Origin of the sequence: Microbacterium sp. BH-3-3-3 (assembly GCF_007679045.1) — a bacterium.
Classification (GTDB): Bacteria; Actinomycetota; Actinomycetes; order Actinomycetales; family Microbacteriaceae; genus Microbacterium; species Microbacterium algihabitans.
Genome location: NZ_VEFS01000007.1, coordinates 97,817 through 112,099, shown reverse-complemented (window position 1 = coordinate 112,099; position 14,283 = coordinate 97,817). Strand labels below are relative to the sequence as shown.

At 72.0% G+C, this 14,283-nt stretch carries 11 protein-coding genes and 1 riboswitch; of the genes, 4 read left to right on the top strand and 7 right to left on the bottom strand.

The window, feature by feature from the left end; all coding sequences use genetic code 11:
- Window positions 1-213 precede the first annotated feature (213 nt).
- Genes FS769_RS16150 through FS769_RS16125 form a run of 6 tightly spaced genes read right to left on the bottom strand, consistent with a single transcriptional unit; the run spans window position 214 to window position 6,824 of the window.
- Entirely contained in the window at window positions 214-1,110 is an 897-nt protein-coding gene (locus FS769_RS16150; RefSeq protein WP_144835210.1) for a glycosyltransferase family 2 protein, read from the bottom strand.
- Entirely contained in the window at window positions 1,107-2,237 is a 1,131-nt protein-coding gene (locus FS769_RS16145; protein ID WP_144835208.1) for a cysteine desulfurase family protein, read from the bottom strand. Before FS769_RS16145 ends, FS769_RS16150 begins: the two co-directional genes overlap by 4 nt.
- Window positions 2,234-3,091 carry a carboxylating nicotinate-nucleotide diphosphorylase gene (gene nadC, locus FS769_RS16140; RefSeq protein WP_144835206.1) on the bottom strand — a complete coding sequence of 286 codons (858 nt, stop codon included), beginning with the start codon at window positions 3,089-3,091 and terminating at the stop codon, window positions 2,234-2,236. The genes FS769_RS16145 and nadC overlap by 4 nt, the downstream gene beginning before the upstream one ends.
- Window positions 3,085-4,758 (bottom strand): L-aspartate oxidase, encoded by a 1,674-nt coding sequence (gene nadB, locus FS769_RS16135; RefSeq protein ID WP_144835204.1) that lies wholly within the window; start codon window positions 4,756-4,758, stop codon window positions 3,085-3,087. Before nadB ends, nadC begins: the two co-directional genes overlap by 7 nt.
- Window positions 4,755-6,086: a quinolinate synthase NadA gene (gene nadA / locus FS769_RS16130; RefSeq protein WP_144835202.1), complete on the bottom strand. Its 1,332-nt coding sequence runs from the start codon at window positions 6,084-6,086 to the stop codon at window positions 4,755-4,757. Before nadA ends, nadB begins: the two co-directional genes overlap by 4 nt.
- A gap of 12 nt (window positions 6,087-6,098) precedes the next feature.
- A complete protein-coding gene (locus tag FS769_RS16125; RefSeq protein WP_396652426.1) occupies window positions 6,099-6,824 on the bottom strand; it encodes an NUDIX hydrolase in 726 nt (241 codons plus the stop codon).
- Window positions 6,825-7,082: 258 nt separating this feature from the next.
- On the opposite strand from FS769_RS16125, the gene FS769_RS16120 reads away from it, so the two are divergent.
- From FS769_RS16120 to gcvP, 4 genes are all read left to right on the top strand, one after another.
- Window positions 7,083-8,258, top strand: a complete 1,176-nt coding sequence (locus FS769_RS16120; protein WP_144835200.1) for a MarP family serine protease — start codon at window positions 7,083-7,085, stop codon at window positions 8,256-8,258.
- 103 nt (window positions 8,259-8,361) lie between these two features.
- A riboswitch (glycine riboswitch) is annotated at window positions 8,362-8,456 on the top strand.
- Between the two features lie 154 nt (window positions 8,457-8,610).
- A complete protein-coding gene (locus FS769_RS16115) occupies window positions 8,611-9,840 on the top strand; it encodes an aminomethyltransferase family protein (RefSeq protein ID WP_144835197.1) in 1,230 nt (409 codons plus the stop codon).
- Window positions 9,837-10,211, top strand: coding sequence for a glycine cleavage system protein GcvH (gcvH, locus tag FS769_RS16110; RefSeq protein WP_056230424.1), 375 nt, complete (start codon window positions 9,837-9,839; stop codon window positions 10,209-10,211). Before FS769_RS16115 ends, gcvH begins: the two co-directional genes overlap by 4 nt.
- Window positions 10,208-13,087 (top strand): aminomethyl-transferring glycine dehydrogenase, encoded by a 2,880-nt coding sequence (gcvP, locus tag FS769_RS16105; protein ID WP_144835195.1) that lies wholly within the window; start codon window positions 10,208-10,210, stop codon window positions 13,085-13,087. The genes gcvH and gcvP overlap by 4 nt, the downstream gene beginning before the upstream one ends.
- Window positions 13,088-13,373: 286 nt before the next feature.
- Here gcvP and FS769_RS16100 read toward each other — a convergent pair whose 3' ends face one another.
- A complete protein-coding gene (locus FS769_RS16100; protein WP_144835193.1) occupies window positions 13,374-14,246 on the bottom strand; it encodes a hypothetical protein in 873 nt (290 codons plus the stop codon).
- Window positions 14,247-14,283 lie beyond the last annotated feature (37 nt).

The following is a 14,283-nucleotide window of genomic DNA, read 5'->3' as shown; positions in this document are numbered from 1 at the left end:
CCTGCACTCATGGGGACCGCGTGAGACTGCATCTCGCTGACAACCCGACGTCAGGCTGCAACGGATATGTCAGCGAGATGCAGTCTCGCGATCCCGGCGGCCGCCGCACCCCCAGCGCCGCGGCACCCCGGCGGCCGTGGCACCCCCGGCGGCCGCGGCACCCCCAGCGCCGCGGCACCCGCAGCGCGGCGCCCGCCGCGCTGCGCCCGCGCGTCAGCCGGGCAGCATCGCTGTGAACGACTCGAGCGCGATGCGGTACGCCGGGTCGGGGTGCGTCTCGGCGAGGCGCTCGAGCGGCGGCAGGTCCAGCGTGCGGATCAGTTTCCCGCGTTCGCGCACGGCCGCGTCGGCTCCCGCGGCACGAAGCACGGCAATCCCCTCGCCGAGGGCTTCGAGGTAGTCGCGCAACACGTCGACCTCGCCGAGGCGTTGCGTGATCGAGCCGCCGTCGCGCCGCTGGCGCCACTCGACCACCACGTCGGGGATCGTGTCGAAGGCGGGGGCGAGGGTGTACATGCGCTGCGCGAGCACTTGGTCTTCGTAGTAGCGGCCCTCGGGAAAGCGCAGGTCGTGCTCGCGCCAGAAGTCGGTGCGGCTGAGCTTCGACCACGCGACGATGTTCCCGGATGCCGCGGGGTGCTGCTCCAGCGAGACGCCCTCGCGCGCCGGGTCGGTGGCGGCCGTCACCCACGGTTGCACGTCGCCTGCGGTGTAGCCGGGGCCCTCGGCATCCGGACGCAGACGCACGTACGCCCCCACGACGAAGGCGCTGCCGGAGCGGTCGAGCGTGTCTACCAGGCGCGAGAGGGCGTCGGGGCGCATCACGTCGTCGGCGTCGAGGAACGCGGTGTAGGGCGTCTCGACGAGCGCGAGGCCGGAGTTGCGGGCGGCGCCGAGTCCGCGCTGCTCGTCGTGCCGCACGAAGCGGAAGCGCGGGTCGTCCGCCTCGGCGTCGGCGAACAGGCGGGTGGTGTCGTCGGTCGAGCCGTCGTCGACGAGCACCGCCGTCCAGTGCGGGTGCGTCTGCGCGCGGAGGGAGTCGAGGGCCTCCTCCGCGTACTCGGCGACGTCGAACCCGGGGACGATGACGGTGACGGCGGTGGAACTCACCCGCGCGATCCTACGGCGGTGACGGCGGCGGCGACGGCATCCGCCACGTCGTCGAGAGAAGCGGTGAGGCCGTGCGGAAGCGTGAACCGCACGGCGGTGCGGGCCTCGTCGTGGTCGACGCCGATCGCGAGCAGCACGTGCGAGGCCTCGTCGCTGCCCGCCGCGCACGCGGATCCACTCGATGACACGATGCCGTGCCGTTCCAACTCGAGCAGCACGGTCTCGCCGTTGGTGCCGGGGAACACGAAGCTCGCCGTGCCGGGGAGGCGATGCGTGGGGTGACCCGTCACACGGGCGGTCGGCACGAGGGCGAGCACGCGGGCGATGAAGGCGTCGCGCAGGGCGCCGACCCGGGCGGCCTCTTCGGCCCTCTCGGCCTCGGCGAGGGTGAGGGCGGCCGTGATGCCCACGGCTCCCGCGACGTCGGGGGTGCCCGAGCGGCGTCCGCGCTCCTGCCCTCCGCCGTGCAGCAGGGGCTCGAACGGGAGGCGTCCGCGCACGGCGAGGATCCCCGTGCCCTTCGGGGCGCCGATCTTGTGTCCGGCGATGGTCACGGCATCCGCCCCCGTCCCCGACAGCGGCAGCCACCCCGCGGCCTGCACGGCGTCGAGGTGCAGGGGCACTCCGCGTGCGTGTGCGACGGCGGCGAGCGCCGCGACGTCTTGCACGGTGCCGATCTCGTTGTTGGCGTAGCCGACCGACACGAGGGCCGTGTCGTCGCGCAGTGCTGCGGCGAGGGCGTCGGGGGTCAGCGTCCCCGTCTCGTCGACGGGAGCGTGGGTGACCTCGACGCCGTGCAGGCGCTGCAGGTAGTCGGCCGAGGCGAGCACCGATTCGTGCTCGATCGCCGTGGTCACGAGATGCCGGCGCCCCGAGCCGAGCACGATCCCCTTGATCGCGGCGTTGTTCGACTCGGTGCCGCCCGAGGTGAATAGCACGTCTCCGGGACGCATGCCCAGCACGGCGGCGACGCGACGGCGGGCGTCGTCGAGGGCGGATGCCGCGGCCTCACCCACCTCGTGATGGCTCGACGGGTTGCCGAAGTAGCGGGTGAGGTACGGGGTCATGGCCTCGAGCACCTCGGGGCGCACGGGGGTGGTGGCGGCGTTGTCGAGGTAGAGGCTCACGCCGTCTCGATGCGGATGTCGAGCCCGAGGTCGAGGGCGGATGCCGAGTGCGTGAGCGCTCCGACCGAGATGACGTCGACGCCGGTCTCGGCGATCGCGCGGACGGTCTCGAGTGTGACGCCCCCGGAGGCCTCGACCTGCGCGGCGCCGGCGATGCGGGCGACCCCGGTGCGCAGGTCGTCGAGCGAGAAGTTGTCGAGCATGATCGTGCCGACCCCGGCCGCGAGCACCGCGTCGATCTGCTCGAGGCGGTCGACCTCGACCTCGACGTGAGTGGTGTGGGGGAGCCGCGCGATCGCGCTCTCGAGGGCCTGCGTCACCGACAGTCCCTGAGCGGTGAGCACGGCGAGGTGGTTGTCTTTGGCCATCACGGCATCCGACAGTGAGAAACGGTGGTTGTGACCGCCGCCGTCGCGCACGGCCTGTCGCTCGATCGCGCGGAGGCCGGGCGTGGTCTTGCGCGTGTCGACGATGCGCGCGCCGGTGTGCGCGACCTCGGCGACGTAGCGGGCGGTGAGGGTCGCGATGCCCGACATGCGCTGCACGAAGTTGAGCCCGATGCGCTCGGCGGTCAGCACCGCGCGGGCGGGACCGGTGACCACCGCGAGTGTGTCACCGGGGGCGAAGCGCTCGCCGTCGACGACGAGCTGCTCGACGGAGGTCGAGGGATCGGTGAGGGTGAAGGCGGCGGCGAACACCGCGGCGCCGCTGCAGACGCCCTCGACGCGCGCGACGAGCTCCGCGCGGGCGACGGCGTTCTCGGGGATGAGGGTCTCGCTCGTGAGGTCGCCCCACGGAGCGTCTTCTTCGAGAGCCGCGGAGACGACGCGGTCGATGGCGGAACGGGTCAGCATGCGAGCACCTTCGAGGGGGAGGAGGGGGCGGATGCCGCGGCGGCGGGCACGCGGGCGGGCGAGGCGTCGCGTGGGTCGGCGTCGGACGCGGGGGCCTCGCTCGCGACGACGGCGGCGAGGCGGGGGTCGGCGTCTGCCGCGGGGGCGGCGACGGCGGGGGCGGCGGGGCGCGGGTCGGCGCCGGACGCGGGGGCCTCGGCCCGGTCAGCGACCGAAGCGGTCTCCGCGTCGGAACGGAAGTGCGCACCGACGGATGCCGTGCGCTTCAGCGCCGCGTCGACCACGTGCGAGGCGACGAGCAGGAGGTTGGCGTCTTCGACGCCCCGGTCTTCCGCCGCCGTTCGCCACGCGGCGAGGATGCCGGCGGCCCGGGTGAGACCCGCGGCGTCGCGCATGAGCCCCGCATCGGTCCACATGAGCTGCTGCAGCGCCGCGCGCGTGAAGGGTGGGGCCGCGGCATCCGGAACCTGCTGGAGAGCCGCAGGCGTCACCGGGGCGACGGGCCAGACCGTATCGCGGGCCACCGCCTCTCCGGCGCGGGCACCGAACACCGCTCCCTCGAGCAGGGAGTTCGAGGCCAGGCGGTTGGCACCGTGCACGCCCGTGCGGGCGGTCTCGCCGACCGCGTAGAGCCCGGGAACCGTCGTGCGTCCGTCGAGGTCGGTCACGACCCCGCCCATCAGGTAGTGCGCCGCGGGGGTCACCGGGATGGGCTCGCGGCCCCAGTCGAGACCGCGCTCGCGCACGGCGGCATCGATCGTGGGGAAGCGCTGGGCGAGGCGCTCGCCGCCGATCGCGGTGGCGTCCAGGCGCACCGGGCGACCGCCCTGCGCGGCCATCGCGCGCGCGTTGGCGCGGGCCACGACATCGCGCGGGGCGAGCTCGCCGTCGGGGTGGGCGTCGAAGGCGAAGCGGCGGCCGGTGTCGTCGATGAGGGTCGCGCCCTCTCCGCGCACGGCCTCCGACACGAGGAACGGAGCGCCCACGGCGAGCGCGGTCGGGTGGAACTGCACGAACTCGAGATCGGCCACGGCGGCGCCCGCACGGATCGCCGCGGCGATGCCATCCCCCGTCGCCCCCGACGGGTTGGTGGTGTGCGCGTAGAGCTGCCCGGCGCCGCCGGTGGCGAGGATGACCGCGTCGGCGGTCACGCGCTCGCCGCCGTCGAGCTCGATACCGACGACGCGGCCGTTCGCGACCAACAGGTCGCGCAGCAGCGCGTGCTCGCGCAGCTCGACGCCCGAGGCCCGGACAGCGTCGCCGAGAGCGGCCTGGATCGCCGTTCCCGTCGCATCGCCACCGGCGTGCAGCACGCGCGCCACAGCGTGCGCCGCTTCGAGCCCGCGTGAGAAGTCGCCGTCGGTAGCGCGATCGAATTCCACGCCCCGCTCGACGAGCTCGGCGATGCGGGCCGGACCTTCGCCGACGAGCACGTCCACGGCATCCGGATCATTCAGTCCCGCGCCGGCGGTCAGCGTGTCGGCGGCGTGCGAGGCCACGGTGTCAGCGGGGGAGGTGACCGCCGCGATCCCGCCCTGCGCCCACCGCGTGTTGGTGTCGGGCAGTGCGCCCTTGGTCACGACCGTGACGCGGCATCCGCTCTCGGCCGCGTGCAGCGCCGCCGTGAGACCGGCGATGCCGCTGCCCACCACGACGACGGTCGTCATTTCACGGCGCCGTTCGGCTTGGCCGCGAGCATGCGCTCGAGGGCGACGGTCGCAGGCGCTGCGACGTCGGCCGGGACCGTGATGCGGTTGACGACCTCGCCCGCGACGAGCGACTCCAGTACCCAGGCGAGGTAGCCGGGGTGGATGCGATACATCGTCGAGCAGGGGCAGACGACGGGATCGAGGCAGAAGATCTCGTGCTGCGGGTACTGGGCGGCCAGGCGCTGCACGAGGTTGATCTCGGTGCCGATCGCGAAGGTCGTGGGCTCGGTCGCCGCGGCGATGGCCTTGCGGATGATGTCGGTCGAGCCCGCTTCGTCGGCGGCGTCGACCACGTCCATCGGGCACTCGGGGTGCACGATCACGCGCACGCCGGGGTGCTCGGCGCGGGCCTTGTCGATCTGGTCGACGGTGAAGCGGCGGTGCACCGAGCAGAATCCGTGCCAGAGGATCACGCGGCTGTCTTCGATCACCTCGGCCGTCGAGCCGCCGAGCGGCTTGCGCGGGTTCCACATCGGCATCTGCTCGAGGGGCACGCCCATCGCCTTCGCGGTGTTGCGGCCCAGGTGTTGGTCGGGGAAGAACAGCACGCGACGACCGCGCGCGAACGCCCACTCCAGCACCGTCCGCGCGTTCGACGAGGTGCAGACGATGCCGCCGTGACGACCGACGAAACCCTTGATGGCGGCGGAGGAGTTCATATACGTCACCGGGATCACGGGGACCAGGCCCTCGGCATCCGGGGTCTCGAGGTCTCCGAGCACGTCTTCGAGCTGCTCCCAGCACTCCTCGACCTGGTCGATGTCGGCCATGTCGGCCATCGAGCAGCCCGCGGCCAGGTTCGGCAGGATCACGGCCTGGTCGGGGCGCGACAGCAGGTCGGCGGTCTCGGCCATGAAGTGCACGCCGCAGAACACGATCGCCTCGGCCTCGGGCCGTTCTTTGGCGGCGTTCGCGAGCTGGAACGAATCGCCCACGTAGTCGGCGTGACGCACGACCTCCTCGCGCTGGTAGAAGTGCCCGAGCACGACCACCCGGTCGCCGAGCGTCTGCTTCGCTGCGCGGACGCGGGCGTCGAGCTCGTCGTCGGACGCGTCGCGATACTCCTGCGGCAACTCGCCCTGGCGCGGCGCCCCCGTGGGGATGACGTCGCCCATCGACGAGCCCGGGCCGTAGCCGGGGCGCGTGTCGAAGTCCCAGGGGCCGACGGCGAGGTCGGTCGTGCAGGTCGCATCGGTCGAGGCGCCCGAGACGATCGCCTGGATCGCGTGATCGACGCTGGGGTCGATCGCGGGGCGGGGCTGCAGGGTGAGAGGCGTGGCGGACATGGGCGTTTCCGATCAGTGACGGGACGGGAGCGGGCCGCGGTCGGCGAGCTCCACGTCGCGGTTGTAGCGGTAGAGGCGGGCGGGTCGGTGGCTTCCGGTGCGGAAGCGCTCGGTCGGGATGAGGGTGTCGGACGTGTCGACCTGGCGGCGGAAGTTCGCCGGGTCGAGGCGCTTGCCGAGGATCGACTCGGTCACTTCGCGCAGGTCGGCGAGCGTGAACTCATCGGGCAGCAGGCCGTGAGCGATGCGGCTGTAGCCGACCTTGTTGCGCAGGCGCCACAGCGTGTACTCGACGATGTCGTTGTGGTCGAAGGCGAGGGTCGGCAGGTCGGTCGCGTCGAACCACTCGACGTTCTCGGGGGCGTCGCCCTCGCGGGCGTGCGCGGCCACCTGGGCGTCGACTTCGTCGGAGCGCAGCAGCGCCCAGTACACGATCGACACCACTCGGGTGGGGGAGCGGTCGACCGCCCCGAACGCGTAAAGCTGCTCGAGGTAGCTGGGGGTGAGGCCGGTGGTTTCGGCGAGGGTTCGGGATGCCGCGGCATCGAGCTCTTCGGTCGCGTCGAGCCAGCCGCCGGGCAGCGCCCACCGCCTGTCGAAGGGGTCGCGCGTGCGGCGCACCAGGGGGAGTGAGAGGACCGGTTCGTCGTCGGCGTCACGGCGCACGCTGAAGATCACGGTCGACACCGCGACGCGCACATCGGCGTCGCGGGACTCGGGCTGAGGGGTTCGTGTCATGGTGACCATATCTCCGGGAACGATCTTAGTGTCATTCCGACTCGAAGGGCGAATCGCGCGGCGGACGCATACGGTTTGGGGCGCACCCCGTCGTTCGGGGCGCGAAATTGCCGCCCCGAACGGCGGGATCCGCCCCGAACGGCGAGAGGGGGACACAGCAGCTCCGCCTGGCCGCACCGCCCGGCCGCGCCGGCCCCGCGCGTCGAAAGGGTTCTCTCAGATGCGCGTCCTAGCCTCGAAGGGATTCAGGAGGTCCGGATGCCGATCGTCGACATCGCCCTGATCGTCCTTCTGGCGATCGCGCTCGTTTCAGGCCTCTCGCGGGGCTTCCTCGCCACCATCGGCTTCTTCGCCGGACTTGCGCTCGGCGCGCTCGCCGCGTACTGGGCGACGCCGTTCGTCGGGCAATGGGTCACCGATCCCTCGTGGCGTGGGCCGGCGATGATCGCCGCGGGCACCCTCCTGCTGTTCCTCGGAGCCTTCCTCGGCGGCAGCGTCGGCAGCTTCTTCCGCCGGGGCGCGGATCGCATCAAGCTGCGCGTTCCCGAGCGGCTGCTCGGCGGGGTGGTCAACGTCGCCGCGGCCAGTCTGGTCATCTCGTTCGTCGCCGGCGCGCTCACCCCCGTGGGCTTGCCGATCGTGTCGGCGGCCCTCGGCTCCTCTGTCGTCGTCCGCACGATCGACGACCTCACCCCGCCGCCGGTGCGCACCGCTCTCGGCGACCTGCGCGGTCAGGTGTTCGCCGGGGGGATCCCGCGCTTCCCCGACCTCATCCAGATCGGCCCCGTCCCCACCACGCCCTCGATCGCGCTCGACGACCCCGCGCTCACGCAGGCCGCGCAGTCGGTCGCCCGCGTCTCGGGCACGGCCTACGCCTGTGGTGTCACCTCGAGCGGCTCCGGTTTCGTCGTGGCCGACGATCGCGTGGTCACCAACGCGCACGTGGTCGCAGGCGTCGACGCGCCCCTGGTCGAACTGCCCGGCCAGCCGGCGCGCGAAGGCCGCGTGGTCTACTTCGACCCCATCGACGACATCGCCGTGGTCTCGGTCGACCAGCTCGATGCGCGGGCCCTGCCGATCTCATCGGCGCTCGCCGTCGGTTCTCCCGCCGTCGTGCAGGGCTACCCCGGTGGCGGTCCGTTCACCTCGGGCAGCGCGCAGGTGATCTCGGAGGGAACCGTGCCGGTTCCCGACATCTACGACGACAGCTCCGCACCCCGCGACATCTACGCGATCGCCGGCATCGTGCGACCCGGCAACTCCGGCGGCCCGCTGCTCACCACCGACGGCCAGGTCGCGGGCATCGTGTTCGCCCGCTCCGACACCGACGACAACGTCGGCTACGCCATGACCCCCGCCGAGCTCGAGCCGGTGATGGCCCAGATCGACGCATTGTCGACGCCCGTGGCATCCGGCACCTGCACGCGGGACTGATCGCGCACGAGTCCGGCGGCCCGCCGACCAGGGCAACCTCTGTGCGTCTCCCGCGGTGAGCCGGTGCTCCGCTAGGCTGACCCCACAAGTCCACACCGGCCCCATGATCGATGCGGGAGAGCTCCGGCGAACGCAGCCGGGCACCGAAGGAGCAAGCCTCCCCGCCAATCTCTCAGGTACGCGTACCGCGTCGATCGGGCCACTCTGGAAAGAGGTTCGGGATGCCACGTCCCCGAGCCCGCCGACGGTGAAAGCCGCGCGAGTCGCGCGGTGAAACTCTCAGGCCCATGACAGAGGGGGAGTTCTTCAGGCGCCGCCCGGCGTCTGTCCGTCATCGCGAACGGCAGAACTCATGACCGAAACCCCCGCTCCACCGCGCACGTCCCCGCTGGACGATCGGCACGAGGCCCTCGGCGCCTCGTTCACCGACTTCGGCGGCTGGAACATGCCCGTGCGCTACACCTCCGACCTCGCCGAGCACCGCGCCGTGCGCGAAGCCGCGGGCCTGTTCGACATCTCGCACATGGCCGAGTTCCGCGTCGAGGGCGACGCGGCGGCCGCGTTCCTCGACTACGTGCTCGCCGGGCGCCTGTCGACCATGAAGATCGGCAAGGCGAAGTACTCGCTCGTGCTCGCCGAGAGCGGCGGCATCGTCGACGACGTCATCGTCTACCGCTTGGGGGAGCAGAGCTTCCTCGTCATCTCCAATGCCGGCAATCGGGATGCCGTGGCGGCGGCGTTCGACCTGGCGCAGCGCACGTGGGTCCCCGCGTCGGACGCTTCGACAGGCTCAGCGACCGGCGCTGGCGGAACCCTCGCGACCGCTGTCCCCGCGTCGGACGCTTCGACAGGCTCAGCGACCGGCGCTCGCGGAACCCTCGCGGTCGCCGACGTCACCGACGATTACGCCCTCATCGCCCTGCAGGGCCCCGAAGCCCGCGGCATCCTGAGCTCCACCCCGGGCGTCGAGATCACCGGAACCGCTCTCGATGAGCTCGGCTACTACGCCTGGACCGACGGCACTTTCGACGGCGCGCCCCTGTTCGTCGCCCGCACCGGGTACACCGGCGAAGACGGCTACGAGCTCATGATCCCCACCGCGCAGGCGGCGGACCTGTGGGACGCCGCGCTCGCCGCCGGCGCCGACCGCGGCCTCGTTCCGTGCGGTCTCGCCGCGCGCGACACCCTGCGCCTCGAGGCCGGCATGCCGCTGTACGGCCACGAGCTCTCGCGCGACATCGTCCCCGCGCAGGCGGGTCTCGGCCGCGTCGTCGCCGTCGACAAAGAGGCGTTCGTCGGAAAGGACGGCCTGTCGTCCGGTCCCGCCGACGCCCCCGTGCTCGTCGGTCTCGTCTCGGAGGGCCGCCGCGCCGGCCGCGCCGGCTATGCCGTGCTGCATGGCGACGACACCGTCGGCGAGATCACCAGCGGCGCCCTCAGCCCCACTCTCGGCCACCCCGTGGCCATGGCGTTCGTCGCACCCGCGGCATCCGCCATCGGAACCGAACTGTCCATCGACGTGCGCGGAACCCGCATCCCCGCGACCGTCACCGCCCTTCCCTTCTATCGGAGAAACGCATGACCGACCTCACCGCCCTCAGCTACACCTCCGAGCACGAGTGGATCGCCCTCGAGGGCGACATCGCCACCGTCGGCATCACCGACTTCGCCGCCGACAAGCTCGGCGACGTCGTCTTCGTCGAGCTGCCCGGCGCCGACTCGGCCGTCTCGGCCGGCGACGTCTGCGGCGAGATCGAGTCGACCAAGTCGGTCGGCGAGCTCTACGCGCCGCTGAACGGCACGGTCGTCGAGGTCAACGACGCCGTGGTCGACGACCCCTCGCTGGTGAACGCCGAGCCGTTCGCCGGCGGGTGGCTCATCAAGATCCGCGTCGAGGGCGACCTTCCCTCCGACCTGCTCGACCGCGCCGCCTACGAGGACCTCACCGCATGACCTCCGTCCTTCCTCCCCGCACGGATGCCGGGACCCCCGCCGCCTTCACGGACCGCCACATCGGCATCGGCCCCGACGCCCAGGCGCACATGCTCGAGGTCGTCGGCTACGACAGTGTCGAGGCACTCGTCGAGACGGCCGTCCCGGCCTCGATCCACGTGCAGGCCCGCGCCACCAGCGCGATCCCGACCGCGGCCACCGAGGCCGAGGCCCTGGCGGAACTGCGCGAGCTGGCATCCGCCAACCGCTCCGCCCGCCCGATGATCGGTCTCGGCTACTACGACACCTTCACGCCGTCGGTGATCGCGCGCAACGTCCTCGAGAACCCGTCGTGGTACACCGCGTACACGCCGTACCAGCCCGAGATCTCGCAGGGCCGGCTCGAGGCGCTCATCAACTTCCAGACGATGGTGACCGACCTGACCGGCCTCGCCACGGCGAACGCGTCGATGCTCGACGAGTCCACCGCGGTCGTCGAGGGCATGCTCGTCGCCCGCCGCGCGTCGAAGGCGAAGACCGACCTCTTCCTGGTCGATGTCGACGCGCTGCCGCAGACCAAGGCGCTGCTGCACCACCGCGCCGCGGCCGTCGGCATCCGCATTCTCGAGACCTCGTTCGAGGGGGAGGTGCCCGAGGCGTTCGGCGCGTTCGTGCAGTACCCCGGCGCGACCGGTCGCATCTGGGACTTCTCGGCGGTCGCCGAGGCGGTGCACGCCGCGGGTGGTCTCGTCGTGGCCGCCGCCGACCTGCTCGCGTTGACCCTGCTGCGCTCGCCCGGCTCGCTCGGCGCCGACGTCGCGGTGGGCACGACCCAGCGCTTCGGCGTGCCCCTCGGCTTCGGAGGACCCCACGCCGGCTACATGGCCGTGCGTGCGGGCCTCGAGCGTCAGCTGCCCGGCCGCTTGGTCGGCGTGTCGCAGGATGCCGTCGGCGCCCCCGCGTACCGGCTGTCGTTGCAGACGCGCGAGCAGCACATCCGTCGCGAGAAGGCGACCTCGAACATCTGCACCGCCCAGGTGCTGCTGGCCGTGATGGCGGCGATGTACGCGGTGTACCACGGGCCCGACGGGCTCCGCGCGATCGCGACGCAGGTCGCGCGCAAGGCCGACGCCCTGGCATCCGCCCTGCGCTCCTCCGATCTGACGCTCGCGAGCGACGCCTTCTTCGACACCGTGCGCGTGCACGTGCCCGGGCGCGCGCAAGACGTGATCGACCGCGCCCGCGAGCGCGGCTACCAGCTGCTCTGGGTCGACGACGCGACGGTGGGCGTCTCGGTCGATGAGACGACGACGGATGCCGATGTCTCGGCCATCCTCGACGCCTTCGGCCTCGCAACGGAGACGCTCCCCGAAGGCGAGGCGCTGCGCGGGATCGATGCGGCCCTGCACCGCGACGACGAGTTCCTCACGCACCCCGTCTTCCACGCGCACCGCAGCGAGACGGCGATGATGCGGTACCTCAAGACCCTCGCCGACCGCGACTACGCGCTCGACCGCGGCATGATCCCGCTGGGCTCGTGCACGATGAAGCTCAACGCGGCCACCGAGATGGCGGCGGTGTCGTGGCCGGAGTTCTCGCGCGTGCACCCCTTCGCCCCTGCGGCCGACGTGCACGGCTACCTCGAGATGATCGAGCAGCTCGAGCGCTGGCTGGCCGAGGTGACCGGCTACGACGCCGTCTCGCTGCAGCCGAACGCGGGTTCACAGGGCGAGCTCGCGGGGCTCCTCGCGATCCGCGGGTACCACCTCGCCAACGGCGACACCGAGCGCACGGTGTGCCTCATTCCGTCGTCGGCGCACGGCACGAACGCCGCCTCGGCGATCCTCGCGGGCATGAAGGTCGTCGTCGTCGCGTGCGACGAGGCCGGCAACGTCGACCTCGGCGACCTGCGCGCGAAGATCGCGCAGCACGCGGCCGAGCTGTCGGCCCTGATGATCACGTACCCCTCGACCCACGGGGTGTACGAGCACGACGTGCTCGAGATCACGCAGGCCGTGCACGACGCCGGCGGACAGGTGTACGTCGACGGCGCCAACCTCAACGCGCTGCTCGGCTTCGCCCGCTTCGGCGACCTGGGCGGCGACGTCTCGCACCTCAACCTGCACAAGACGTTCGCGATCCCGCACGGCGGCGGCGGACCCGGTGTGGGTCCGGTCGCGGCGAAGGCGCACCTCGCGCCGTACCTGCCCTCGCACCCGTTCTCGCAGCGCGCGGATCACGCCGGTGGCGTGTTCGACGGGGGACCGGTCTCGGCCGCTCCGCACGGCTCCGCCGGCATCCTGCCGATCTCGTGGGCGTACGTGCGCATGATGGGCGCCGAGGGGCTGCGGCAGGCCACCGCCGCGGCGGTGCTCTCGGCCAACTACATCGCCACGCGCCTGCGCGAGCACTACCCGGTGCTGTACGCCGGTGAGGGCGGACTCGTCGCGCACGAGTGCATCCTCGACCTGCGTCCGCTCAAGGAGCAGACCGGCGTCACCGTCGACGACGCCGCGAAGCGCCTCATCGACTACGGCTTCCACGCCCCGACGATGTCGTTCCCGGTCGCCGGCACCCTGATGGTCGAGCCGACCGAGAGCGAAGACCTCGCCGAGCTCGATCGCTTCGTGGATGCCATGATCGCGATCAAGCACGAGGCCCTCGCGGTCGCGGCCGGGGAGTGGCCCGCCGACGACAACCCGCTGGTCAACGCGCCGCACACCGCCGAGACGGTCGTGGTGGGCGAGTGGGAGCACCCGTACTCGCGCGAGACCGCGGTGTACCCCGTGCGCTCGCTGATCCGCGGCAAGTACTGGCCCCCGGTGCGCCGCATCGACCAGGCTTACGGAGACCGCAACCTGGTCTGCTCGTGCCCGCCTCCGGAGGCGTTCGCCTGACCCGCGCGCGGCGTCGGCTCCCGGCATCCGGGGTCGGCGCCGCGCGGGGTCGGCAGGGCTCGGCGGGCCCGTTCATTTCGCGAGACTGCATCTCGCTGACAACTCTGTTGCAGCTTGACGCGGGTTTGTCAGCGACTTGCAGTTTCGCGCGTGCTGGCGGCGAGGCTGTCGGCCGCGAGGTACCGCGCCGCGAGGTACCGCCCCGCGCTGCCGGCCACGCTTGCGCCCCACCGGACGTCGAGACTGCATGTCGCTGACAACTCCGTTGCAGCCTGACGCGGGTTTGTCAGCGAGATGCAGTCTCGCGCGCCAATGACCCCCGAAGGACACCCCGAAGCGAGGCCAAACGGCCCGGATCGGGGGTGTGGACGATCGGCATCCCGACGCCCAGCAGCATCGCCCGCAGGGAAGTGGCCTCGGCGACGTCGTCCCATGCCCAGTGCACCACGGTGCGGACACCCGCGGCCAGAAGTCGCCGATCGCGTTTCTCCCGCGCGCGAAGCGCCTCGAGGGGGTCGCCGAAACGGCCGTCGTACTTGTGGTGACCGTCGGCTTCTCCGGCGATCCTCTGTGCGGGCCACCAGAGATCCACACGGTCCTCTCGCTCGTCCGTTCCCGGAAAGCGCTCCTGCAGTTCGGGAGCCGGGAACCCCAGCCACTCGAGCGAGGCTCTGCTGATCGATTCGAGAGGGGACTCGGCGGCCCGATCGGCGCGATGCAGCGCCCACCTCGCCTGTCTCCTTCCGCGGGCGGATGAACGCTCCTCGTTCAGCACCACGAGCGCGAGGTCGCCCAGGGAGGGGTCGCGACGAACCGTGGCGTCGGCGACGGCGAGCGCCAGAGCGGGGTGCCGAGACCGCGCGATGTCGATGCAGGTGTCGGCGAGCGATGTCACCCGGATGCCGTCGACCTCCGCGAACGTACGATCTGAGGCTGCCGTCGTGTGCACACGCACTCCGCCCGAGCGCCGAGAGGTGGCGCCGTGCTCGGAAAGGACATGGATGTCATGATCGCCACCCACCAGCGGAAGCCCCAGAAGGACGGCGGCCGACTCGAGACACAAGACATCATCCGGATGCCACATCGCGTGCGCCTGCACTCGGAGCCCGTACCGCTGCCACGGCGCGAGGGCGTTCCATTCATCGCGCCGGGCGTACACACCCCGATTGAGACGGAGCACCTCGCCCCTTCGTCGG